Annotated in this window: 22 protein-coding genes; 7 read left to right on the forward strand and 15 right to left on the reverse strand. The window is 37.5% G+C overall.

Features of this window, described 5'->3' with window-relative positions; genetic code table 11:
- Nucleotides 1-75: 75 nt before the first annotated feature.
- Nucleotides 76-1,698, forward strand: a complete 1,623-nt coding sequence (locus ACY9Z2_RS01820) for an ABC-F family ATP-binding cassette domain-containing protein (protein ID WP_463607889.1) — start codon at nt 76-78, stop codon at nt 1,696-1,698.
- Nucleotides 1,699-1,807: 109 nt separating this feature from the next.
- On the opposite strand, the gene ACY9Z2_RS01825 is transcribed toward ACY9Z2_RS01820, so the two are convergent.
- The 3 genes from ACY9Z2_RS01825 to ACY9Z2_RS01835 form a co-directional block, all read right to left on the reverse strand.
- A complete protein-coding gene (locus ACY9Z2_RS01825) occupies nt 1,808-3,487 on the reverse strand; it encodes a M4 family metallopeptidase (protein WP_463607890.1) in 1,680 nt (559 codons plus the stop codon).
- A gap of 316 nt (nt 3,488-3,803) precedes the next feature.
- A complete protein-coding gene (locus tag ACY9Z2_RS01830) occupies nt 3,804-4,760 on the reverse strand; it encodes an L-threonine 3-dehydrogenase (RefSeq protein WP_463607891.1) in 957 nt (318 codons plus the stop codon).
- A 414-nt stretch (nt 4,761-5,174) separates the two neighbouring features.
- Complete coding sequence (locus tag ACY9Z2_RS01835) at nt 5,175-6,368, reverse strand: glycine C-acetyltransferase (protein WP_463607892.1); 1,194 nt, start codon at nt 6,366-6,368, stop codon at nt 5,175-5,177.
- A 252-nt stretch (nt 6,369-6,620) separates the two neighbouring features.
- On the opposite strand from ACY9Z2_RS01835, the gene ACY9Z2_RS01840 reads away from it, so the two are divergent.
- Nucleotides 6,621-6,749: a hypothetical protein gene (locus ACY9Z2_RS01840; RefSeq protein WP_463607893.1), complete on the forward strand. Its 129-nt coding sequence runs from the start codon at nt 6,621-6,623 to the stop codon at nt 6,747-6,749.
- Between the two features lie 85 nt (nt 6,750-6,834).
- Here the strand turns inward: ACY9Z2_RS01840 and ACY9Z2_RS01845 are convergent, their stop codons facing one another.
- The 6 genes from ACY9Z2_RS01845 to ACY9Z2_RS01870 all read right to left on the reverse strand — a co-directional run bounded on the left by ACY9Z2_RS01845 (nt 6,835) and on the right by ACY9Z2_RS01870 (nt 14,042).
- Nucleotides 6,835-7,602 carry a LysM peptidoglycan-binding domain-containing protein gene (locus ACY9Z2_RS01845; RefSeq protein ID WP_463607894.1) on the reverse strand — a complete coding sequence of 256 codons (768 nt, stop codon included), beginning with the start codon at nt 7,600-7,602 and terminating at the stop codon, nt 6,835-6,837.
- 482 nt (nt 7,603-8,084) lie between these two features.
- The gene (locus ACY9Z2_RS01850; protein ID WP_463607895.1) at nt 8,085-9,026 is read right to left on the reverse strand and encodes an ABC transporter ATP-binding protein; all 942 of its coding nucleotides are present in this window, start codon (nt 9,024-9,026) and stop codon (nt 8,085-8,087) included.
- Nucleotides 9,016-10,089 (reverse strand): ABC transporter ATP-binding protein, encoded by a 1,074-nt coding sequence (locus ACY9Z2_RS01855; protein ID WP_463607896.1) that lies wholly within the window; start codon nt 10,087-10,089, stop codon nt 9,016-9,018. The genes ACY9Z2_RS01850 and ACY9Z2_RS01855 overlap by 11 nt, the downstream gene beginning before the upstream one ends.
- An 18-nt stretch (nt 10,090-10,107) precedes the next feature.
- Complete coding sequence (gene opp3C / locus ACY9Z2_RS01860; RefSeq protein WP_463607897.1) at nt 10,108-11,253, reverse strand: oligopeptide ABC transporter permease; 1,146 nt, start codon at nt 11,251-11,253, stop codon at nt 10,108-10,110.
- Nucleotides 11,254-11,255: 2 nt separating this feature from the next.
- Entirely contained in the window at nt 11,256-12,185 is a 930-nt protein-coding gene (gene opp3b / locus ACY9Z2_RS01865; RefSeq protein ID WP_463607898.1) for an oligopeptide ABC transporter permease, read from the reverse strand.
- Nucleotides 12,186-12,359: 174 nt separating this feature from the next.
- Nucleotides 12,360-14,042 carry a peptide ABC transporter substrate-binding protein gene (locus tag ACY9Z2_RS01870; protein ID WP_463607899.1) on the reverse strand — a complete coding sequence of 561 codons (1,683 nt, stop codon included), beginning with the start codon at nt 14,040-14,042 and terminating at the stop codon, nt 12,360-12,362.
- A 298-nt stretch (nt 14,043-14,340) separates the two neighbouring features.
- Here ACY9Z2_RS01870 and ACY9Z2_RS01875 point away from each other — a divergent pair, with 298 nt between their 5' ends.
- Entirely contained in the window at nt 14,341-14,712 is a 372-nt protein-coding gene (locus ACY9Z2_RS01875; protein WP_463607900.1) for a DUF3899 domain-containing protein, read from the forward strand.
- On the opposite strand, the gene ACY9Z2_RS01880 is transcribed toward ACY9Z2_RS01875, so the two are convergent.
- Both ACY9Z2_RS01880 and ACY9Z2_RS01885 read right to left on the reverse strand, forming a co-directional pair.
- Complete coding sequence (locus tag ACY9Z2_RS01880) at nt 14,678-16,207, reverse strand: MFS transporter (RefSeq protein WP_463607901.1); 1,530 nt, start codon at nt 16,205-16,207, stop codon at nt 14,678-14,680. The two genes, ACY9Z2_RS01875 and ACY9Z2_RS01880, sit on opposite strands and share 35 nt — an antisense overlap.
- A 543-nt stretch (nt 16,208-16,750) precedes the next feature.
- Nucleotides 16,751-17,656 (reverse strand): DUF1002 domain-containing protein, encoded by a 906-nt coding sequence (locus tag ACY9Z2_RS01885; RefSeq protein ID WP_463607902.1) that lies wholly within the window; start codon nt 17,654-17,656, stop codon nt 16,751-16,753.
- Between the two features lie 174 nt (nt 17,657-17,830).
- Here ACY9Z2_RS01885 and ACY9Z2_RS01890 point away from each other — a divergent pair, with 174 nt between their 5' ends.
- Both ACY9Z2_RS01890 and ACY9Z2_RS01895 read left to right on the forward strand, forming a co-directional pair.
- Nucleotides 17,831-19,033, forward strand: a complete 1,203-nt coding sequence (locus tag ACY9Z2_RS01890) for an MFS transporter (RefSeq protein ID WP_463607903.1) — start codon at nt 17,831-17,833, stop codon at nt 19,031-19,033.
- 264 nt (nt 19,034-19,297) lie between these two features.
- Nucleotides 19,298-19,543 (forward strand): YuzB family protein, encoded by a 246-nt coding sequence (locus ACY9Z2_RS01895; RefSeq protein WP_463607904.1) that lies wholly within the window; start codon nt 19,298-19,300, stop codon nt 19,541-19,543.
- Between the two features lie 29 nt (nt 19,544-19,572).
- On the opposite strand, the gene ACY9Z2_RS01900 is transcribed toward ACY9Z2_RS01895, so the two are convergent.
- The 4 genes from ACY9Z2_RS01900 to ACY9Z2_RS01915 all read right to left on the reverse strand — a co-directional run bounded on the left by ACY9Z2_RS01900 (nt 19,573) and on the right by ACY9Z2_RS01915 (nt 23,134).
- Entirely contained in the window at nt 19,573-20,739 is a 1,167-nt protein-coding gene (locus tag ACY9Z2_RS01900; protein ID WP_463607905.1) for an iron-containing alcohol dehydrogenase, read from the reverse strand.
- Between the two features lie 16 nt (nt 20,740-20,755).
- Entirely contained in the window at nt 20,756-21,133 is a 378-nt protein-coding gene (locus ACY9Z2_RS01905) for a RidA family protein (protein WP_463607906.1), read from the reverse strand.
- 132 nt (nt 21,134-21,265) lie between these two features.
- Nucleotides 21,266-21,865 carry a lysozyme family protein gene (locus ACY9Z2_RS01910; RefSeq protein ID WP_463607907.1) on the reverse strand — a complete coding sequence of 200 codons (600 nt, stop codon included), beginning with the start codon at nt 21,863-21,865 and terminating at the stop codon, nt 21,266-21,268.
- A gap of 186 nt (nt 21,866-22,051) precedes the next feature.
- Nucleotides 22,052-23,134, reverse strand: coding sequence for an NAD(P)H-dependent flavin oxidoreductase (locus ACY9Z2_RS01915; protein ID WP_463607908.1), 1,083 nt, complete (start codon nt 23,132-23,134; stop codon nt 22,052-22,054).
- A 312-nt stretch (nt 23,135-23,446) separates the two neighbouring features.
- On the opposite strand from ACY9Z2_RS01915, the gene ACY9Z2_RS01920 reads away from it, so the two are divergent.
- On the forward strand, nt 23,447-24,226 hold the full coding sequence (locus tag ACY9Z2_RS01920; RefSeq protein ID WP_463607909.1) for a serine hydrolase: 780 nt from the start codon (nt 23,447-23,449) through the stop codon (nt 24,224-24,226).
- A 66-nt stretch (nt 24,227-24,292) separates the two neighbouring features.
- On the forward strand, nt 24,293-25,585 hold the full coding sequence (locus ACY9Z2_RS01925) for a hypothetical protein (protein WP_463607910.1): 1,293 nt from the start codon (nt 24,293-24,295) through the stop codon (nt 25,583-25,585).
- Nucleotides 25,586-25,802 lie beyond the last annotated feature (217 nt).

A 25,802-nucleotide genomic window follows, 5' to 3' on the forward strand; every position in this document is an offset into this window, starting at 1 on the left:
TTTAGATTGACTAATTGGTCTAAATCCCGTAATCTAGCGTTGATGCAATGTTTTTTTAATGGAGGAAATGATTATATGATTAATGTTTCAAACGTAAGTTTACGATTTGGCGACAAAAAATTATTCGAGGATGTAAATATAAAATTCACCCCAGGAAATTGCTATGGATTAATTGGGGCGAACGGTGCTGGAAAATCAACCTTTTTAAAGGTGCTATCAGGGGAAGTAGAGCCGCAAAGTGGAAATGTTTCGCTTTCACCAGGAGAACGTATCGCTGTGTTAAAGCAGGATCACTTTGCTTATGAAGATAAGGAAGTGCTGGATACTGTTTTAATCGGTCATGAACGATTATATAAGGTAAAGCAAGAAAAAGATGCTATCTACATGAAGGCTGACTTCTCTGAAGAAGATGGTATGCGTGCAGCTGAACTTGAAGGCGAATTTGCCGAAATGAACGGTTGGGAAGCTGAATCAGATGCCGCTGTTTTGCTAAAAGGTCTAGGTATCGAAGAAAATTTACACAATGTAAAAATGGCTGATTTAACTGGTTCTCAAAAGGTAAAAGTATTACTTGCGCAAGCTTTGTTTGGTAATCCTGATATTCTACTTCTAGATGAGCCGACAAACGGATTAGATATTCAAGCGATTCAGTGGTTAGAAGAGTTCTTAATTAACTTTGAAAACACCGTAATCGTTGTTTCGCATGACCGTCACTTCTTAAACAAGGTCTGCACACATATTGCAGACGTAGACTATGGAAAAATCCAAATTTATATCGGAAACTATGATTTCTGGTATGAGTCAAGCCAATTGGCATTAAAAATGGCTCAGGAAGAAAATAAGAAAAAAGAAGATAAGATTAAAGAGTTACAAACGTTTATCGCACGATTTAGCGCAAATGCTTCTAAATCAAAGCAGGCAACTTCACGTAAAAAGTTGTTAGATAACATTACGCTTGATGACATCAAACCATCTTCACGCCGTTATCCATACGTTGGCTTCACACCTGAACGCGAAATCGGTAATGATTTACTTCGTGTTGAAGGGCTGACCAAAACGATAGACGGGAAAAAGATTCTTGATAATGTTAGCTTTACGATTAACAAAGATGATAAAGTTGCATTTATCGGGCGTGATGAAATAGCAAAAACCACGTTGTTCAAAATCATTATGGGTGATATGGAACCAGATGCGGGAACGTATAAATGGGGGGTTACTACCTCTCAATCCTATTTCCCGAAGGATAACGCGAAATACTTTGAGGATAACCAACTACCATTAGTTGACTGGTTACGTCAATACTCCCCTGAGGATCAAACAGAAACCTTTTTACGTGGATTCCTAGGAAGAATGCTCTTCTCTGGAGAAGAAGCACTAAAAAAGGCAAATGTACTTTCCGGTGGAGAAAAAGTGCGTTGTATGCTAGCAAAAATGATGCTTAGCCATGCAAATGTGCTCGTGCTTGATGAACCAACGAACCATTTAGACTTAGAATCGATTACTGCATTGAACAATGGATTAATGAAGTTTAAAGGATCTATTTTATTCACATCACATGACCATCAGTTTGTTCATAGTATCGCAAATCGCTTGATTGAAATCACACCAAGCGGTATTGTCGATAAAGAAATGACGTACGATGAATATGTGCAGGATAAAGGTTTACAAAAAAATATAGAAAAAATGTATGCTGTCTAGAATTTATAAAAGCGTCGGAAGAGTTTATACTCTTGCGACGCTTTTCTGTTGAATGTTATATTACTCGGTACGGAATTTCATGTGTGAATAAGCCTGTTTCACTTTTTTATTAATCCGCGTAAATTCCAACTCCATCGTATCCGTCGGCAGCTGCTATTGCTTCAGCACTTCCTTCACCATATATATCAATTGCCGATTGGACAACTGCCTTTCGTGCATCAACAAAGTTTGATGTTGGTGTCAAATAGGTTGTTAGTGCACGGTAATATATTTTACCAAGCTTATCTTTTCCGATTTGCACTCCCGTTAAGTATGCTGCATGATTAATAATGGAAGAGTTGATGTGAACACCACCATTATCGAGATGAAGTGGTAAATCATAATACTCATCCATATGTGATGGATACTTACCTTCACCATTTCCATAAGGTGCGTATGTTGAACCCACTGAATATTTACTTGGGTTACTTAGGCTACGTAGAGACGTCCTTCCAGACTCAATTGCTCCTTCAGCCATAATGTCTTCACCAATCTCCCAGTCACCTTCATCAATTAGCGCTCCGAAAATATCAGAAAATGCTTCATTAATGGCCCCTGATTGGAATCTGTATTGCAATCCAGCTGTGTGTGTGGTCACTCCATGGGTCATTTCGTGTGCTGCAACGTCAAGACCAGCAGAGAGCGGTATGAAAAATTCACCGTCCCCATCACCGTAAGTCATTTGCTCACCATTCCAAAAAGCATTTGCATAATTTTCGCCAAAGTGAACGGAAGAAATAATCGCTCCGCCTTCACCATCGATTGAATTTCGATCATGTTCATTCAAAAAATATTCATATACTTCTTCTGAATTATAATGCGCATCAACTGCTGCTCTCTGATACTCATCCTTCCAAGAAGCATCCTTATCTTCAAAAAGGTTTCCAGGTAGTCCTCTGAATGACCACGAGTTACCTGCGTCATACGTGTAAATTCCGTCAAGCCCCTCATGTGATTCATCGGCAAGCTCAAACACTACACCCTGATCTGCCTTTTTCTTCGTCACATGTAATTGTCGTTTGTCTCCTAATACACCCGTTCCAGCGCCAATTTGTGACTTTTCTTCAAAAGCATCCATTATCTTATTATAGTAGTCGATTACTTCTCCTGTTTTCGCATCGACAAACACGATCCAATTCCCTGGTTCCTCACCAAGAAAATTGACATTAACCTTATAGGCAAGATTGTTTTTTCCTTCAAAAGGATAGATAACTAATTCCGTAGTAGGCTCATAAGGTAGTTCTTTTGGTGCCTCTACTTTTGCTTTAGCTGTATCTAATGCTTGCTCCGAGCTGATAGAGGGATTCGTATCGATCGATTCTCCTTCTACCTCTTTATTATGTGAACCATTTACTAAAAAAGGCTGATTTTCTTTGTTGTAATGAACGATTACCTCCGAACCCACGACAGGCACACCATTTTTCACCTGTTGCAAACGAACATGAGTCATTCCCAAATCATCTTTTTGAACACTTTTCTTTTTAAAGTTTTGCTTAGGGTCTTTAATCCCTAACTTTTTATCGTACTTCTCTAAAACCTGTACTGCACGATCGCTAGTCCCCGCGGATTGCTTTTCCGCAAACTTTACTTTTACGAATAGAGGAACATTCGCATTTTCATTCCAAACTTTTTGGGCTTGTACATTACTAGAAATAACATTACTCTTTTCAACTGCAAGCAAATTACTAGTAAATGAACCTGCCAAAAGTGTTGATGATAATACAACTGGAATTACATACCTTTTTTTCAAATAAACGCCTCCCAAAATAGTATAAGACTATTATAAAGAGAATCTACTAAATTTACATGATTAATATGAACTATTTGAAAATTGGTTCTATTATCCTGCTGAATTACTAGATTTTTATTTTATGAAGAGTATAAAACTACTTAATTTAACAGGAACGATAAGGTTTACACCTTGCAAAATAATGGTTAAAAAACTAGTTGCTACTATTGATTTCCACTCCGGACAACGCTTCAGACTCCTCAGAAGCAAAGAACGTTATTTTTTTTGACGTTATAAAAAAGGAGCCCAGTTTTTCGCAACTGAGCTTCTCCATTCATTAAACACGCTTATTTAATTTCGCCTCAATCTTTTCCAACATATCCTTTGTCATCTTATCAATATCATACTCTGCTTTAAATCCCCACTCTTCTGCTGCAGCAGAAGAATCGATACGGTTCGGCCAGCTTTCTGCTATACTCTGACGAACGGGGTCAACATCATAATCCAACTTAAATTCTGGAATATGTTTTTGAATCGCTTTTGCAAAATCTTCTGGTTCAGCGGAGATAGCAGAAATATTGAATGCGTTTCGGTGCTTCAATTTACTTGCATCTGCTTCCATAAGCTGAATAATCGCGTTTAGTGCATCAGGCATGTACATCATATCCATATATGTACCTTCTCCAATATAGGAGGTATATGATTTATTTTTCACTGCTTCGTAATAGATCTCAACCGAATAATCTGTCGTCCCTCCACCTGGTGGTGTAACATAAGAAATTAGGCCAGGAAAACGCACACCACGTGTATCTACGCCAAACCGTGAATAATAATAATCACATAACAATTCACCAGATACTTTGTTTACACCGTACATCGTTGTTGGACGTTGCACTGTATCTTGAGGTGTATCGTCTTTTGGTGTTTCTGGTCCAAATGCCCCAATTGAACTTGGTGTGAAAAATTGTAGTTGCAATTCACGTGCAACTTCAAGTGCATTTACTAAGCCACCCATATTTAAATCCCATGCTTTTTTAGGCATTGCTTCTGCCTTTGCTGATAGTAATGCTGCTAAATGCATCAATGTGTCAACATCATATTGTTTACAAACTTCCAATAATCGGTCATAATCAGTTACATCAACAATTTCAAATGGACCTTCTGCATCATTATGATCTTCTTTTTTACGTATATCTGAAGCTACTACATTTTCTTTACCGTACGTTTCTCGTAATTTCGTGACAAGCTCAGAGCCGATTTGCCCCAAAGCCCCTGTTACCAAAATCTTTTTCATCCGTTTTTACCTCCGACTGTTCTATCTGCTAGCTGTTTTGTTTTCATTCGTCTCACTTTGTAAAACTTGTTTTTAATCGTCGTAATTGATCTATAATGCGAACTAGTTTGGTGCATGTACGTCAAGAACACTGATGGTACCGGACTGAGGATGTCTTATTTACCTTATTTTGGTTCATTTTAAGGATTAACGGACACACGATGCCTTATTCAGCTATAAAACATGACTTTCAACTGTTTTTAGCCCAATAAAGAATCCTGAGTCCGATAACAACCGAATTTACCCTTCTTTATCACAAATAAGGAATCGTGTGTCCGCTAGCCGCCATCCTGCACTCAATCGCATTCATTCCAGTACGCTCGAAAATTACTTCGCATTATATAAATTTTGTGTCAAAACAATAATTAAAACACCTTACGAAATAATCCCAAGCTCTTTCCCGACTTTTTCATAGATGCGAATTGCGTCATCAAGCATTTCCTTTGTATGTGCAGCACTTGGCATATTACGTACTCGGCCAGTCCCTCGTGGTACCGTTGGGAATACGATTGATTTTGCATATACCCCTTCTTCGTAAAGCTTTTTACTGAATTTTTGCGTTGCTACTTCATCACCAATAATACATGGTGTAATTGGTGTTTCACTATTTCCAATGTCAAAGCCTAAGTTTTTCAAGCCTTCTTTCAGGTATTCACTATTTTCCCAAAGCTTCTCATTCAGTTCTGTGCTTTCCATTAACAATTCAATTGCTTTTGTGCTTGCAGCAGCATCAGCTGGAGTAACCGCAGTTGAGAATAAGAATGGACGTGAACGAACCTTTAACCAATCGATTAAATTCGCTTTACCTGCAACATATCCACCTACGACACCAATTGCTTTAGAAAGTGTTCCCATTTGAAAATCGACACGGTCTTGTAAACCGAAATGCTTCACCGTTCCAGCACCTTTTCCAAGGACACCTGACCCGTGTGCATCGTCTACATAAGTAATCAAGTCAAATTCTTCAGCAATGTCCACGATTTCTGGAAGCTTTGCAACATCCCCATCCATGGAAAATACACCATCAGTTATAACCATTACTTTATTGTACTGACCTGATTCCACGGCTTCTTTTGCCTTTTTACGCAAGTCATCCATATCTGAATGATTCACGCGAATAATTTTTGCTTTAGATAAACGGCAACCATCGATGATAGAAGCGTGATTCAATTCGTCAGAAAGAATGGCATCGTTCTTATCCATTACTGCTGAAATCGCGGCCATATTACAATTGAATCCTGACTGATACGCAATAGCAGATTCTGTACCTTTGAATTCCGCAAGCTTTTTCTCAAGCTCAACATGTAGGTCTAGTGTTCCGTTAATAGTACGAACAGCGCCAGCACCGACACCATGCGAATCAACCGCCTCTTTCGCAATCTTTTTCAAGCGATCATCTGTAGCCAATCCTAAATAATTGTTTGAAGATAAATTTATCAGTTTTTTCCCGTCTAACGTAATGATTGGACCATTTGGACCCTGCACTGGTTCAATATCATTGTAAAGTCCTTTTTCCTTTAATTCGGCAATGTTTTCATCTAAAAATGAATCTAATATTTTACTTGACATCTAAAATTTCCTCCTTCTATGTAAGCGCTCTATTCAACAAACACAAATGTGCCCGTATATTTCCTTTTATAGTTTATCATATTTCACTAGTTATGTTTAATGAGAGCAGGTTTAACCAATAGTATGTACATCTTAGAAAAAACCTTTCAATTTTGTAAGAAATTCGTCTAAAATTGTCACAAAAAACCATAGTAAACCAAGAATATTTTTATTATACTAAATCCATAAGATAAATTGGATGGGGGGAAAGTCATGAAAAGAGTTTTAGTTGCCGTATTTCTTATGCTGATTATTGGATTTGGAGTTATGGGCTACACACAATCAGATGATCCAAATCAAACAATTGAAAAAGATACTTCAAACACATCAATTAAACTTTAAGTTTTAGTTTATATAAAAAAGGAAAGCAACTTACTATAGATTGCTTTCCTTTCATATTTTTTGCTGACGCTATATTTAGTTTTTATTAATCTAATATTGTTACTTCAACTGATTTTCTACCCCATGCATATGCTTCATCTTTCGTTTGTACATGGATATCAATCTCATTCCCGTTAATTCCACCACCGATGTCTCCAGCTACAGCACGGCCATAACCTTCAACATATACTTTAGATCCTAATGGAATAACATTTGGATCCACAGCTATTACTTTTGCATTTGGATTAGCATTTAAGTCAATTCCTGTTGCAGTTACACCAGAGCATCCTGCACAATCAGCTGTATATGCAGTTGCTTCTACTGTTATTGTTTTGCCTTCAGGGCTATTATCTTCTTCATTGCTAGTATTTTCTACTTCAATAGATTCTGTTTTAGGTTCAGGTTTTTCTACAGTCTTTGTTTCTACTGCTTTCGCTGGCTGATTATCCTGATCTTGATCTATGTTGACACCATTAATAGTAAGTTCTTGGCCAATAACAATTAAGTTAGAATCTAAATCGTTCCATTCTTTGATGTCTTCTGGATTAACATCAAATTTTTCGCCAATACCAATTAATGTATCGCCTTCCTCAACCTTATATGTTTCATTTATGAATAATTTTTGTTTTGGTTGAATCACAGTAGTTTTTAATGCGTTTATATCAATTAAATTTTCAACGGTAGTGTTGTATTCATTTGCAATGTCCCAGAGGCTATCTCCTTTTTCTACTTGATACTCCTCAGCTGAGACACTTGTCATTCCTGCGCCAGCAATAATGATACCCGTAGCTATACTTGCTACTAACTTCTTCATAGGTTGTCCCTCCTCAAATTTCTGACATTGCCTATACTATCACAGGGGGATAACCAATGCAGTTACAAGGAAGTTAAGAGTCTATTACAAGAATTACTAAAATAGCCTTGGAATATTACAAATGTGATAGATTGGTAACAAAGTCGTCTTGTATTACAATCTATTAGGTGTTTAGACCTATAATTTATGTAATTACCATGAATTTTTACACAAAATATCACTATTTTTTTGCTACTTCCTGTAATGTTTTTTATTGAATATAACGGGTATTTTATATGTTAGGCATAAGAAAAGCGCAAGTATAAGCAGAACACTTCCGTATGGTGGTTTTTACCACACGGAAGTGGACTGCTTATGTCTCGAGTGTCTAGTCCGCTTACGCTGGACAGATTTTATACATTCTTATAAGATCTACCATAATTTATACTTTTTGACGTTACAAAAAAAGTCTTGCTATCTAGTAAAATAGCAAGACTTTTTTATTATTTTGAAGCTAATTCTTTTTTATATTTCTCAAATTCTGAAGGTGTGCAACGAACCCAATGTCGTGGCGCAACTTCTCTAAACTCCATTTCTTCATCCACATTATGAATAGTCGGATCGTATTCGATTCGTTTACGGTTACGTTCATAATCTGGATCTGGTAATGGAATCGCAGAAAGCAATGACTTTGTATAAGGATGTATTGGATTCTTATATAATTCATCACTATCGGCAAGCTCTACCATATTACCATAGTACATAACACCAATACGGTCACTTAAATATTTTACCATGGATAAATCATGGGCGATAAATAAGTAAGTTAGTCCGTAGTCGCGTTGTAATTTTTTCAATAAGTTTACTACCTGTGCCTGAATCGACACGTCAAGTGCAGAAATGGGTTCATCGGCAATGATAAATTCTGGCTCTACAGCTAGTGCGCGAGCAATACCAATACGTTGACGCTGTCCACCACTAAATTCATGCGGGAAACGAGTAGCGTGTTCTTTATTCAAACCAACAGTTTCAAGTAGTTCTTCCACGCGCTTTTTACGTTCTTTATCATTTTTAGCTAAGCCGTGAACATCAATTCCTTCTGCAATGATGTCCATAACAGTCATTCTAGGGTTTAGAGAAGAAGAAGGATCCTGGAAAATCATTTGCATTTTACGATTGAATTTCTTCATTTCTTCGGTTGATTTTTTACCATGAACGTCTTCGCCCTTAAACTTTACACTTCCATCAGTTGCTTCATATAACTTAATAATTGTTCTTCCAGTTGTTGACTTACCACAACCAGATTCACCAACTAATCCAAATGTTTCACCTTTATATATATCAAAGTTAAGACCGTCAACAGCTTTGACGATACCTTTTCTTCCAATTTTAAAATGACGCTTCAGGTTACTAACCTCTAGTAACTTTTCCTGTTCAGCTGCCATGAATTTCACCGTCCTTCACATCTGGAGTTTCACCGGTTGATGAAATTCCCTGTATACGCTTTTGCACTGCTGCAGGAGGTTCAATTTTAGGTGCATCTTCATGCAATAACCAAGTCGCAGCTGAATGCGTTTCTGACACCTTGAACATAGGTGGTTGCATTTCTTCATCGATTTTTAGTGCATATTCATTTCTCGGTGCAAATGCATCACCTTTAGGTGGATTTGTCATGTCTGGAGGACTACCAGGAATGGCAATTAAGTCCTCTGTACTATTATCTAGTGTAGGCATAGAACCTAACAATCCCCATGTATATGGATGTTTTGGATTATAGAATATTTCTTCGGTCGTTCCGATTTCAACAATTCTTCCTGCATACATAACCGCAACTCGGTCTGCTACGTTTGCTACAACACCAAGGTCATGTGTAATAAAAACAATAGCACTATCTGTTTCTTTTTGAATATCCTTCATTAACTCTAAGATTTGAGCCTGAATTGTTACGTCTAACGCTGTTGTTGGTTCATCAGCGATTAATAGCTTTGGATTACAAGCAAGTGCAATCGCTACAACAACACGCTGACGCATACCACCAGAAAATTGGTGTGGATACTGATGTAAGCGTTTTTCAGCCTGTGGTATTCCTACAAGCTTCAATAACTCAACTGCCCGTTCACTTGCATCTTTTTTATTCATTTTTTGGTGCTTCATTAAGCCTTCCATAATTTGGTTTCCAATTTTCATTGTAGGGTTCAATGAAGACATTGGATCCTGAAAAATCATGGAAATATCTTTACCGCGAATTTTTTGCATTTCTTTTTCTGTCTTCTTTACTAGGTCATCACCTTCAAAAAGTATTGACCCTTCTTTAATAACACCTTGTGGTTTTGGAAGTAGGCGCATAATTGCTTTTGTAGTTACAGACTTACCTGATCCAGATTCACCAACAATAGCAAGCGTTTCACCTTTTTTAATATCAAAGGATACGCCTCGTACCGCCTGTACTTCGCCACCAAAGGTGTTAAATGATACGTTTAGATCATTTACCTCTAATAATTTACTCATTTATATACACCTGCCTTATTATTTGTGCATTTTTGGATCAAATGCATCGCGTAAACCATCTGCAATAATGTTAAATGCAATCATGATTAAGGAAATCACAATAGCTGGATATAACAGTAAGAATGGGTAAATTCGAATATAATCAAATCCACTATCAATTAACGTTCCTAATGATGCCTCTGGAGGCACTATTCCAAGGCCGATAAAACTTAAGAAAGCTTCGAAGAATATCGCATTTGGAATTGTAAACATCGTATTAATAATAATTACACCACTTATATTAGGCATTAAATGTTTGGTAATTATCTTAGATGCCTTTGTACCAAGTGTTCGTGATGCTAATACATATTCCATATTCTTTATTTTTAGTACTTCCCCTCGGACAATCCTGGCCATTCCAATCCAACCGGTTATTGTCAGAGCTATCGTTATGGAAATAATACCTGGTTGCAGTACGATAATCATCAATAGAATTACAACGAGGTTTGGTATACCAACAAGTACTTCAATAATTCGTTGCATAATATTATCAACACGACCACCAGCATATCCTGAAATTCCACCATACGCTACACCAATAATAAGGTCAATTGCTGCTGCTAAAAAGGCAATATAAAGCGAGATACGTGTACCTTTCCACAACCTCGTCCATTGGTCACGCCCAAGGTTATCTGTTCCTAACCAAAAATAAGTATCATCCAGATTTTTTGCTTGATAAACGTGATACGTTGCCTCAACTGTCGCAGAGTTATTCGATCCATCACCTTGATCTTGTACTTCAATATCAATATATTCTTTGTTGTTGTCATAACGCATATATGCTTTTTGTGTTGCATCTTCCACAGTATCCCCAGAGTATTCTGTACTTAGGGTACCGTCGAATCCTAACCATTCAATATGGTCTAACCAACTTACACGTGGAGGCATAGTTCCACGAGTAACATCCTGGTCATTATAACCCCATTTGTTCATACCTGGCCCGAAAAAACTAAAGAACATTATAATTAAAAGGACAACTACTGAAACAATAGCTAGTTTGTTTTTCAAAAATGTTCTCGTCGCATCCTGCAAAAAAGTTCTACTCGGTTTCTCTATCTTTTCACTTGCATCTTCTTCTCTTTTGAGGGGTTCAAACAGTTCTTTAGGTATTTTATTCTGATCCATGTTTATTTCTCCCCTCCTGAAACTCTAATTCTAGGGTCGATTACTCCGTAAAGAAGGTCGACTACTAAAATAATTACTATAAATAAAAATGCAAAGAGTAATGTAGTTCCCATAATTGTTGGATAATCATTTACCATAACGGATGAAACGAACTGTTCACCAAGTCCTGGAATTGCAAAGATTTGTTCAATAACTAGTGTACCTGTCATTAAACCAACCGCCATTGGTCCCATTACCGTTACCAATGGAATTAACGCATTACGAAGTCCATGTTTAAATACTATCCCTGTTTCAGTAACCCCTTTTGCTCGGGCTGTTAAAATGAAGTCAGACCCTAATACTTCAAGCATTTCCGTACGGGTAAAACGTGCTGCAACGGCCATCGGGAAGATTAATAATGCAACCGTTGGTAGAATCGAATACTCGAATCCTTCCCAGAGGGCTACAGGGAACCACCCTAGTTTTACCGCAAATACCCACTGTAAAAGTCCTGCAAATACGAACGAAGGTATCGATGTACCTAGTACTGCCAATATTGTGGAACTATAGTCGAGAAAACCATTATGGAATACAGAGGCTATTAGACCAAGAAGAATTCCTAGTAATGTACCAACTAACATTGCTTGAAAACCTATCTGTAGTGAAGGTGGAATTCGATCCATAATTATTTCTGTAACTGGTGTGTTAGAGAAAGCAAATGATATTCCTAAATCACCTTGTACAAGTCCTGCCATATAATTCAAGTATTGAATTGGGACTGGATCATTCAGCCCGTATTTTTCTAACACAATAGCTGCTTGTTCTTCAGATAGTTTGTTTTCAGCTGCTAGTGGACTTCCTGGTAATAGTTTCATAAGGAAGAACGAAATTGTAGCAATTAAAAATAACGTGATCGCCATATACATAACGCGTTTTAATATATATCGTGTCATACTTGCACCTCCCAAGGAATTTTGTCGATTCATGTTGAAAAACTTCGATTGTTTATAATTATAAGACTCTTTATGACCATTGGAAAAGAGAGTATATGCCACAATGGAATATACTCTCTTTTACCATTTTATAACCCAGCATATTCAAATTATATTATAGAATATAAAACTTGGTTATTCAGCTGATCCAACGCTAGCCCACTTGTACTCATACGTAGCACCCATTGGGTTGTGAACTACACCTTGAATTTTAGGTGAGATCAATTGAGCACGAGCACTTTGATACAATGGAGCAACTGCTGCATCTTCAGCTAAAATCTTTTCAGCTTCTAAGAATGCTTCAAAACGCTTAACTGGCTCAAGAGCTAATTCGTTTACAGTGCTTTGAACTAGTTTATCATACTCAGGATTTGAGTAACCCATCTTGTTATTTCCACCGTCAGTCAACCATAGGTTCAACCAAGTGTATGGATCAAGATAGTCAGGACCCCAACCAGAGAATTGAATTTGATAGTCCATGTTTGTATCAAGTTCTAAACGTTGTTCGAATGGAACTTGCTTTAATGTAACTTCTAACCCTGGAAGGTTTGTTTCCATTTGGTTAGCAAGGAATTCGTTCATCAATTTAGTAGTTTCGCCGTCTCCACCAAGGAACTCAAGGCTAACTTCTGTTTTACCGATTTCTTCAAGACCTTTTTTCCAAAGTTCTTGTGCTTTTTCTTTGTTAAATTCTACAAGAGGTCCGTTGATTTCACGGAAATCTTCACCAGTTTCAGGATGGAATGAAAAGTTCTTTGGTACATATCCATTAGAAACTACAGAACCGTTATTGATTACTTCATCTACAAGAGCTTGCTTGTTGATAGACATGCTAAGTGCCTTACGGATATTCACGTTAGCAAGTGCATCAGAAGTAGTTTGGTTAAACTTCAGATAGAATAATGTTGCTTCTTCTGTAATTGTAAAGTCTTCATGTGAAGAGTATTGATCAACTAGGTCAGAAGAGATACCTGCACGGTCTACTTCGCCTTTTTCGTATAAATCTACTCCAACTTGTGGATCTTTTACAACATCATACGTCATTTTTTCTAATTGTACAGTTTCAGCATCCCAATACTTTTCGTTCTTAACTAGATTCCAGTTTTGTGAAGTACTCTTCCAAGCATCTAGTAAGAATGGTCCGTTAGCTAATAAAGTCTCAGAGCTAGTAGCATATTGATCGCCTTGCTCTTCAACAAACTTTTGGTTTAACGGTAAGAAAGTACCGAAAGCTGTTAATGATTCAAAGTAAGGTGTTGGTTTTTCAAGTGTAACAACTAGAGTGTAATCTCCTTCAGCCTTTACACCTAAATCTTCAACTGGCTTTTCGCCATTTGCAATTGCTGTAGCGTTTTTAAGTACGCCACCCATCATGTATGGGCCATACTCAGAACCAGTGTCAGGATTTACTGCACGTTGCCAAGCGTAAACGAAGTCATGTGCTGTTACAGGATCTCCGTTTTCCCAAACTGCATCTTCACGTAATGTGAACGTCCAAGTTAATGCGTCATCACTAACTGAATGCTCAGTAGCGATACCAGGTGTTAACTCTGCGCCTTCACCTAGACGATATAGACCTTCCATAGTAGTTCCTAAAAATTGAAAAGCGTACTCGTCAGTAGCTAATGAAGCATCCATTGTAGGAATTGTATCTCCATTAATCAGGTTAAGAACCTGTTCTACTTCTTCTCCGCCGTCAGCTGACTTATTACCGTCATCTGAACTTGTGCCGCCCTCGTCTCCACCAGAGCATGCAACCATGAATATACTTAGCAATAATCCTAGTGCTAAGAGTAATGAAAATTTAGACAATTTCATGGTATGTTGACCTCCCCTTTATGTGTTTTCTAACTAGTAGTTTTGTAGACAAATTATCTACAATTAGCATTATACAATTTTTCAAACTATTTTGCATTACTTTTTTTAACAAAAATTTATAAAACTCTACTAGAGTAACATTTTGGTTACAAAAAATAGGTCTTTTTACCTATATAATTTTACTTACTTTTTTCATTATTCGGTTCATAATACATTATTCTTTAATCCCAGTTTTCATTACATTATGGTAATCATATTTGCTATAATGGTAGATATTTCATTAGAAAGGTGTACGCTTATGAAAAACTTACTGAACAAATGGATCTTTTTCTCATTAAACATATTGCTAAGCATCATTATATTTTTATCCTCTGCCCCAGACTATACATTAAAGTATTTTATAGATTCGTTATTTTACGTATCGTTAACCTATGTCATATTAATGCTCTTTCTATTCGTTATTAAGGGAAGATTCTTTGATGGGATAACGTGGAGCTTTCGCCGTTTCCGTCAAGTTATGTCAAAAAACAGAGATTATCTTGCTGAAATGGAAGGGTCTCCACCACCTTCTACTCGGATTAGCTTAACTTTTTATCGTTTTATTGCATTTCAAACTGCCGCTTTGATTGTAGCTATTATTTTGCTACTTTCTCTTTATTATTTCTTGTAACATAAAGTCCGATTAAGACTACAAACACAGCCATTGATCCAGCGGTAATGAAAAGGTAATCGAATCCATCTTGCATTATAGTCGTTACGATAGAATTAAGTTGTTCCTGTACGGTATTACTGGATGCTTGTTCAATATTTCCTTTGATATCGCTATAGTTTACATGGTTTGCAGATTCAAGCTTGAGGACATCTTCTCCGAATTTCTCAGAAATTACTGGTTCAATACTAGTCAAGCTTGTTGTAATGTATCCAGCATAAATAGCTGGAAATATAGTAAGTCCGATTTGACGAATCAACGATAATGTCCCTAGTGCTGAACCTTGTTCTGATTGTTTAGCACTTTCTCCAACAAGAACATTGAGTGGTGCACCAAGTAATACTCCTAATCCAACTCCAGCGAAAATACTTGCAACAATAAATGAGCCTAAACCATTAACCCATAACGGAAACATAAAAAATCCAATAATACCTAATATTCCAGAATAGATAATAGCTTGCGCAGCACCTCGCTTATCTGTTAAATAACCACCAAGACCAGCTCCAATTCCTGATGCCAATGCAAGCGGGGTTAGCCAGTAACCCGCATTTTCTACTGGCACATTTAAAACTTGTTGCACATAAGCCGGAATAAAAATAATTCCTGCAAGAAATCCACCTGATAATAATCCTAGTAACAAAGTCATCTGAAACAAGTTTCTTTTAACTAACGAAAATGCAATTATTGGGTCTCCCCCACCTAATTCTAGTTTTCGTTCATATAATAGAAAAAACACAAATAGTACTATTCCAAGTACAATAAAAATTCCACTTGTCAGTATAAGGTTTTGTCCACCCAAACTTGTAATTCCATACATAAATGAAAGAATCGCTCCAGCTAATAGAACACTCCCAACAAAGTCGAGTGCTTTTGAGTCCCCTGGAAATGTTTCTTCAAGTTTAGTAATACCAGCGACGATTAAAAATAATGCAATTGGAAGGTTAATCAGGAATAACCAATGCCATGATCCAGTTAAATCTAGAATAACCGCACCTAAGTTGGGACCGATTACTGCTGCTATACCATTCATACCACCCAATAATCCAAGTGCACGCCCTTGTTTTTCTTTTGGTAGTGTTGCAAGAATATAGGAACTACCTATTATAAATATTCCACCTCCACCAATGGATTGGATTAAACGTGCAATTATAAGAAAAGTAAAGGAAGGACTTAAAGCTACTAATAAGGATCCAAGCGCGAACAAACTTATTTCTATAATAAAAAGCCGCTTACGGCCAAATCGATCCGATAACTTACCAATAATCGGTACACTTACCGCAATACCAAGTGTATAAATGGTTATGCTCCACGCTCCCCACGACGGAGATACATTAAATGAGTCATTTATGGTTGTTAGTGCTGTACTAATAATTCCATTATCTAATCCAGCCATAAATACACCGATAGTGAAAAGTGTTATTGCCCATTTTTGTGATTGGTCACTTTGTCTGGCCATCTATTCACCTCCATCAATTAAGAAAAGCATAAGCGCCCGATCAGCACCGTACAAATAGATAGGCAAGTGAAAAGTAGGGTGCTTTTCCCCTATGTTCATCTTGACTATCTATTTGCTAGGGGCTGGGCGCTGGAGCTAGACACGAAAAGCGCAAGCGCCCGATCAGCACCGCACAAATAGATAGGCAAGTGAAAAGTAGGGCGCTTTTCACCTACGTTCATCTTGACTAACTATTTGCTAGGGGCTGGGCGCTGGAGCTAGACAATTTTTCGTTTATATTTTCTGACTTTTAAAATGAGGATGAGACAAAACTAAAACTACCAATTTAAACAACGAACAATGAATTGTATTAGCTCCGGAAATATACGTAGACTCCTGCGGGAGGAAAGGCATCGGTGTGACCCCACAGTGCGTAAGCACGAGGAGGCTCACCAGCCGCCCGCGGAAAGCGAAGTATATTTCCGGAGCGAGTTATTTGCACTAATTATCTTATGTTCGGATTTTCTTTGCTAAGAATAGTTTTGTCCCGCCTCCCCCTTACCCTTAGTTAAACAATCCTTTAAAGAAATTACTTAGCGCCTGGAAGAACTCGCTAAAGAAGTTTGCTACTTTATCCCAGAAGCCTTCATCTAAGCCTAGCTCGTCTACTTTATCTTTAATGGTATTTGTTAAATCTTCTAATTGATTCTTTACATTATCAAAATTAATGTTTAAATCACGCATCTTATTAAATAGATCGATTAGCATTTGACGATCCGCTTCACTTAATGAAATATTGAGGTTACTTAACTGATCCTTCACAATTTGTTCGACTTCCTCTTTTGTCGCAGGGTTTTGTTCAGCAATAGCCTTTTTAATTTCTGTTAAAAGTTGACTAACTTTTTCTTGACTCAATCCTTCTTTTTGTGCTAGCTCGGTAGCGACGCCTAATTCTTCATTTGCCAATTCCATCCGTTCTTTGTCAAGTTCTACACCTTGAACATCGTACGCTTTATATATACCAGTTAACGCGGAATGTCCGCTAACTTTGACCGGAGAAGCTACATCAACTGTTGCATTTTCCACACCAGCAGTTAACAATGCATTCGCGTACATTTCGCTAGTTACTTCCGTAATATTTTCAGGTGTTACGATATTAATCGTAAGTCCTGCCCCCTCTTCTTGGCGGACAATTTTTGCTGAAGAAAACATGCGCGCATTTGGATTTCCGTTAATATAGGTTGCTGCATCTTCACCAGTTATCGTATATTCTTCCACTTCTTGGTCATCTTTAACCTCTAGTAATTCTCTAACTTCCTCTTTTTGAGCGTCTGATAAATTGGCACCAAGTACAACAATTGGAACACCTAACTTTTCATTTATGCTGGTAGAAGCAAATGCGGGTTGGGTTAAGCCTATTATTAATGCAAAAACACTGATTATCATTGTAATTTTTGTTAACTTTTTCATCTAGAATTGTCACTCCTTTTATTGTTCATTTTACCATAAAAATACACGTTTCCATTTGAGCATATAACTTTAATTTTATTTCGGGTTTATATATATTTAGGGTACCGAAATATTAGAAGGAAGGTCTTTGTCATCATTGATCAACACCCTGATGTAAAACGGAATTTAATAATTATGTGGTTTGCCAACTTTTTTATTGCTGGAAGTATGACGATGATACTTCCATTTATATCACTGTATATAGAAACATTTGGGCACTTTTCTGATTCCTATGTACAAAGTTGGTCGGGTTGGATATTCGGTGTAACATTTGTTTCTGCCTTTATCTTCTCACCAATGTGGGGAAGAATTGGCGATAAATTTGGGCGCAAAAAAATTCTCATTATATCCGGAACGGGTTTAGGATTGTCAGTATTACTTATGGGATTCGCCACTTCTGTATGGCAGTTATTTTTCTTGCGTTTATTTATGGGTGTTTTCACTGGATTTATCCCAACTTCACAGGCAATGATTGCAACGCAGACACCTAAAAAAATTGCTGGAAGTGTGCTCGGTACATTACAAACTGGTAGTATTACAGGTTCATTAGCCGGCCCCCTTCTTGGCGGAGCTCTGGCAGACATCTTTGGCTATTCAACAACATTTAAATTTACTTCTATTACAATCTTTTTATCTGCCATTATCGTTCTAGTTGGGATTAGGGAACTACGTGTTAGTTTCTCAGACGACGAAGAGCATAAAGCATATACGAGCAAACAAGTTCTATCACATATTGTCCGGCACCCTGTATTGCTTATCGTAATGTTAATATCCATGCTTGTACAAGTCGCTCATTTTAGTATACAACCAATTTTATCCTTATATGTCGCTGAAATTCACGGTCCAGAAAGTATCGCTTTATTTTCTGGAATGGCTTTCTCTGCCGCTGGACTCGGTAACTTACTAATGGCAAAACGCTGGGGCGGCATTGGTGACCGCGTTGGTTACGTTAAAATTATGATCTTCTTATTATTTATGGCTGGAATTGTCTATTTCCCTGGTGCGTTCGTTACAAACATTTGGCAGTTAGTTGTTTTGCGTTTCTTGCTAGGGATTTCGATAGGTGGAATCATTCCAGTACGAATCGCTTACATCCGACAGGTTGCACCATTGTCTATGCAAGGAGAAGTTCTCGGGTATAATACGAGCTTACGATTTTTGGGGAATGTGCTAGGGCCTGCACTTGGCGGAATGCTAGCTGGTTTCTATGGATTTTCTGCTGTATTCTTTGTGACTAGTAGTTTATTAGTATTGAGTGGATTCATCATGCTGATTGCGTGGTATCGTCATGAATATGAAGGAAAGCACCAACATGCGTTCTCTTGGAATCGAAATTAAGTAGTCCTGTGTTCTCTTAACTTTGATATCAGGGGCATTTCCTTAGAAAAACTCGGCATTCGCCTCGTCCTTAATAGCGAATGCCGAAGTTTTTCTTATAAGGTCTACCATAACTTTTACTTTCTGACGTTATAAAATTAAAGGATTTCATGCCGCTACGATCCATTATCCTAATGTATGGTGACTTTTTTGCATTATCATTGAAATTGTTGCTTGTATGTGCTACAACTAATAGGAATAATATATAGGAAGAAAGTGATAGCAATGGGTATAGTCATAGTCGATGTCTGCGACGGAAATGCGATCACTACTATTAATATAGAGGAAATTTTAGAAAAAGAATTTCCTGAAGTTGCAGTACTTATGAATGAATGCCTTTCATTTTGCGGGTTGTGCCGATTGAAACCTTATGCACTAGTTAATGGCAAACGGGTTTCTGGCAACACACCTGAGGAATGCTTAGATAAAATACGAGAATCTATAAAAAAAGAACTAGCTGTTTACGAGTGACAGCTAGTTCTTTTTTCTTCTTTCTACTATTATAAACTCTCCTGGTAAATCTTCATTGAATCTTCTTTATTCAACTTTTTAAAATTACCATACTCAGCACGAACCTGAACTGTTTTATCCGCCATTGTTTCGACTGTACTGTCATCAATATCATAATCGATCAATCGATTCGGTGCGCCAATACTATTCCAGAATTCACGGAGCTTAGCAACCCCTTCTTCGGCAACGTCTCGATCTGACTTCCCACTAGGGTCAACATCAAAGACGCGTACTGCAAGCTGTTTAAAACGACCTACATTTTCATCTAGTACATGGTACATCCAGTTCGGGAATAGAATCGCAAGACCGCCGCCATGTGGAATGTCGTGTACTGCTGATACGGCATGTTCTAAATTATGTGTTGCCCAATCACCTTGGTATCCCATGTTTAGCATGTCGTTTAACGCAAGTGTCCCACTCAACATAATCGTTTCGCGGTACTCGTAATTTTCTAGATCATCAAGTAGTTTTGGTGCAGTTTCCATAACAGTCCGCAAAATCCCTTCACAAAAACGATCCTGAATTGGCGTGTTGGAAGTTTGATGGAAATAGTGTTCCAGCACATGTGACATAATGTCTACCATTCCATATATTGTTTGATCACGTGGAACGGACATTGTATGTGATGGGTCTAGGATAGAGAACTTTGGCCATGTATGTGGAGAACCCCAGCCATGCTTTTCATTTAGTTCCCAGTTTGTAATTACCGAACCACGGTTCATTTCGGACCCAGTAGCAGCAAGGGTTAGCACTGTTCCGAATGGCAGCGCATCAGTTGCCTCTACCTTTTTCGTAACGATGTCCCAAATATCTGCTTCGGACTTCGAACCTGCAGCAATTGCTTTCGTACAATCAATTGTACTTCCGCCACCGACTGCAAGTAAAAATTCGATACCTTCTTTTTTACATATTTCAATTCCTTTTCGAGCAGTCGTTACACGAGGATTTGGTTCAACACCCGACAATTCATGTACTTCTGCCCCTAATTCGTTTAACTTTTTCATCACATTATCATAGATGCCATTCCGTTTAATGCTTCCACCACCGTATACCATTAACACTTTTTTACCATACTGTGGCACTTCTTCAGCTAGTGCATCCAATTGACCTTTACCAAAAATTAATTTTGTTGGATTGTAATAAGTGAAATTATTCATCATTTGCCTCCGTTCACTATTTTGTATAGACAACTACATCCATTTCTACTAATACATCTTTTGGGAGTCTACTTACCTCAACTGTCGCTCTTGCCGGATAAGGTTTTTCTAAGTATGATCCATACAATTCATTTACTGTAGCAAAATTGTTCATGTCATTAAGGAAGATGGTAAACTTAACAACTTGCGAAAAACTTGCTCCTGCCTCTGTTAAGATTGCTTGCAAGTTATCCATTACTTGTTTTGTCTGAGATTCTATTCCATCTACTACTTCACCTGTAGCTGGATTGATTCCAATTTGTCCTGATACATATAAAAAATCACCTGCTTGGATTGCTTGTGAATATGGCCCAATTGCTTCAGGGGCATTTTTCGTGTAAATTTCCTTGACCATTTTAAAAAACCTCCCTAGTTTCTTCCTATATTAATACCATTATAATCCTTGATTTAATAAAAGCGAAGTAACTTGAATTAATTCTCGATTATCACAGTTTGACGGGCAATAATACCCCCACTGAATCGAGTTTCACTTTATCTGTTCGCGCATAGCTAGTACATCTCTTACATAATAAATGTCACCATAGCACGCATTTATTTCCCTCGCACCCTTACGAGGGCAGCGATATTTTGCTTTATTTGAATCATTTTTATACATCTTTTGCGAAAAATTAATGGCTACCTCCTGTGTATATCTACCTTTATTCTCTAGCGCATACTCAATGAAGCCCCTACCAAAATTGTACGACTGGATTGCTAGTTCTACTTCCCCATTGGCCGCCTCTAAATTCTTAGAAAAATAATAGACTCCTTGTTTAATAGAAAGTTCCGGGTCCTTGATACAGTTTCGTTCACCACAATAACTCTCTGAAGCCTGCATCGGATCGGTTCCACGGCCGGCTGATTCTTGCATCATCATCGCAAGTAAGGTATCCACATGTTTAGCAACCCCATATTTTTCAGCGTACTTTTCAACAATTGGTCTGTATTCTATTACCTTATCGCTCAAAACGTGTTCATCTACGTTAAAATTTGGCTGTGTTATTAGTGATATTATTACTAACAAACCGATAAGCAAACCGGCAATGATGAACGTATTACGCACTGCCTGCTTTGTTTTACGTCTCAAGTTGTATCAACCCTCTTATTCGTGTTTCTAGTTTTTCACAGGTTTATCCCCAGTGGTTTAGTAAAAAATGTGTGTATTTCACCGTATTTCGTATTAGAATTTACGTTCTACACAAAATATAGAGGTTATCCTCAGGTTTGTCCACAGGGTGTGTATAAGTTTCATAGAATGTCCACAAGCCGAAATCTATCTCTCAAAATCCATTTCCATTTGTTTCGTGTCCTTCTCCGTATCGTCAATCAACGTTGCTAAAATATCCACAACAGCTTCCTCTTTAACAACCGAACCAACACCTTGCCCCGCCCAAAGTGATTGAAAATCAGAATTACCATATTCCTTCCCAGCAGCCCGAATATCCTTGGTCAACTGATTTTGAATTGGAAATGGTAATAACGCGCAATCACTTGGTTCTAACTCATGAATGAATCGATTTCTGATTGCTCGTGCCGGTCTTCCAGAAAATGCCCGGGTAATAGTTGTGTTATCAGCAGAAGCCTTGATTAATGCATGTCGATACGCGCTATTTGTTCCAGCTTCTTTTGCCACCAAAAATCTGGTCCCAAGCTGAACCCCTGCAACACCTACATCCATTAAAGCATCTATTTGCTTTTTGTTCGTTATTCCACCCGCTGCTACAATAGGTACTTCCAGATTTTCCAAATATTCCTGAACTAAGGAAAGTAATCCAATACCGCTGCCATTTGGGTGCTTCGTTACATCAAACGTTCCTCTGTGCCCACCTGCCTCAAATCCTTGGGCAACGATAATGTCATACCCCGCATCAACTAATTGCTTTGCTTCCTCCAGATTTGTTGCCATTCCTATTAAGGTAACATCATTTTTCTTCAAACGATCAACTAAAACAGAAGACAACACACCAAATGCAGTACTGACAACAGGTATATTCTCATCAATGATGACATAAATTTTTTCCTGTAAATAATCATATGTTTTTACTGAATCTGTCCCTAAATCAATACCAAGTTCTGTTCGGAATTTGTTCAGTACATTCTGCATAGGCTCAATATCACTCGAAAAAGCCTCTAAGTTTGTAGCGAACAAATTTACAGCAAATGGTTTATCGGTTAACTTTTTCACCTGCTGGATTTCATCGCGTAAAGCACTGTCACTCATATAACCTGCACCGATTGTTCCAAGTGCTCCAGCATTTGCAACCGAAGCGACTAATTTAGGCGTTGTAATACCTCCAGCCATTCCCGCCTGAATAATTGGTATATGTAGATTAATAGCTTCTAATAATTTGCCCATGCTTTTCCCTCCAATTTTACGATTTAACCATAACATGATAATAAATTCTTATATATATATTGTATCAAATTACCAATTAATCCACTGTAATTATGTGTCACAAAAATAACATATTTGTTCAATTGGCCACATATCAACTTTTTTGTCAACTTTCCTAACTTTCCTTCTTGACAATATTAAGAAAATTCCGTACTATAATAGAGATTAGTGTAATGTGTCGTTAAATATTTCGTTAATTCCAACATGTTTCATAACAGTAATTTTTTACTATTATTTGCACATTTAAAATTAAATATGGAGGCGGATATAGTAATGGATTTCCAACAATTGAAATCAACTATTTACGAACTTCTTCAAGACAAACTCGACCATTTTTCAATCTATATCCAAACAAAAGACGGTGAAATCTCTATTAATGCTCATGAACCAAAACGAGCAGCAAGCACAATAAAACTACCAATTCTAATCGAAGCATTCCGTCAAATTGAGACAAAATCTTTACAACAGGATGCGTTAGTTTACATTGAAAATGATATGAAAACTGGCGGTTCTGGCGTTATAAATTTTTTAACAAACTCAAATGTATATAGCTACAAAAATTTATTAGAACTCATGATCATTGTTTCTGATAATACCGCTTCGAATATTATACTTGACAAAATTGGTAAGTATACTGTGAATGAATTAGCAAGAGAAATTGGGTGCAGTCAAACCAAGCTAGGACGTAGGTTTATGGAACTAGATTCACCTGTAGATAATTACACGAGCGCTCACGATATGGTGAAGTTTCTAAAACTCTTGCACGTTGATAGCACCATATTATCAGATGTTAGTAAAAGAGAAATTAAAGAAATTTTACTCCATCAACAACTTAAAGATAAGATTCCATATTATGCTGAGGAAGATGACAACCTGTTAATTTACCATAAATCTGGCGAATTAATAGGGGCTGAACATGATGTTGCAATCATGACATACCATGAGCAAGAAGTTTATATGGCTCTATTATCTGAAGGCTGGGCAAATAACGGAATTGGAAGAGATTATTTAGCAGCTATTGGCAAAGCTGTAATGGAATACATAAGAAGCTAATAAGTAACAAAATGCGAAGGCGACTGCCCGGTGGCATAGCTAGACAATAAATACGGAGGTTTACAAATGAAAATTAAAATTGCAGTATTTGGTAGGGAAGAATTAGTAGAAAGATTGAAGCATTATGTGAGCGATGAAGATGATATTGAAATCATTCCTTTTATTTATACAAAAGCAGTTGAAAACATTGATTTAATCGAAAAAGCATTTATGTGTGACGTTTATTTATTTGGTGGTTCCCTTCCTTATCTATACGCAAAAGAAAAAATTGATCGAAAGCGCTTACCAGCAGTGCAGGTTGCTTTTGATGAATATATGGTGTTGACATCATTCTATCGTTTAAAAAACTATCATAACCAAGCATTAAACCGTATTTCTGTTGATGTACTTGACAAGCAATACGTGAACGAGGTAATTACCGAGCTAAAAATGGAAGAACATGAAATATATGCGTACAGCTATGGAGATGACACGGTATTAGATATTGGGAAAATCTTTCATTATCATAAGGATCTTTACGAGGCAGGAAAAATCGATTATGTTTTAACCTCAATTGAAGAAGTTGAACAACGATTAAAGGATGAAGGAATTCCTACTAGCTGCATGATTATTCCTACACTAAACATAGAGCGTGCAGTTGAACAAGCAAAGTCAATTGCTACATTAAATAAGAGTAAAAGTGCACAGATTGTATCAGGTTTTGTCCAAATTAAAGACTTTGATAAAATTTCTTCGCAAAAGGGAGATCTTTTGGCACAAGAAATGCAGGTTAAACTTCGTCAAATCTTATTAAAATTTGGTCATCAAACATACGCATCTGTTTTATCTAATGGAACAAATCAATTTGCTATATTCGGTACACGAGGTGTATTAGACCACATTACCAATCATTATCGAGATTTCCCATTACTACAGGAAATTGCTCGATCTTTAGGTGTCCCTGTAGATATTGGCTTTGGATTGGGACTTACTGCTAGACAAGCAGAAGACAATGCAAAAGTTGCACTGGAAACATGCAATCACTCAGAGGAAAGCAGCTGCTTTATTGTAAATGAACGAAGAGAAACAATTGGACCGCTTGGCGTAACAAAGCATGTGGATACTTCTCAGCTTTACCATGCACTTATTCATCGTGCCAAATTAAACAATGAGCTATCCTATAATTTTATTGATTTTATTAACTTACGGAACAATGAAGCTTTTTCTGCCAACGATATCGCAAATTATTACCAGGTTACGAAGCGCAGTGCTGAACGGACAATCCATAAGCTTCTAGCTGGCAAAGTGATCCGTGTTGTAGGTGAGGAAAAACCTTACGTCAAAGGTCGCCCACGGAAATTATTTGAATTAACGTTATAAGGTAAGAAGCTAGGTACTCCACCTAGCTTCTTTTTTAACCTGTAAAATAAGTCTCTTCGCCATTATGTACGCTGTTTTCATCACTTCAAGTGGACGCTTTGGTTGCTGGCGTCAGTAAGCGGACTCAGAAGCCGTTATTTTACTTAAATACCCGCTTTTTAAGCGCGAAGCGGACACCAGGTTCGCTATTCATCGAAAAGACAGGGAAATCACTGCT

It is taken from the genome of Virgibacillus sp. GM2-2, from assembly GCF_055329585.1.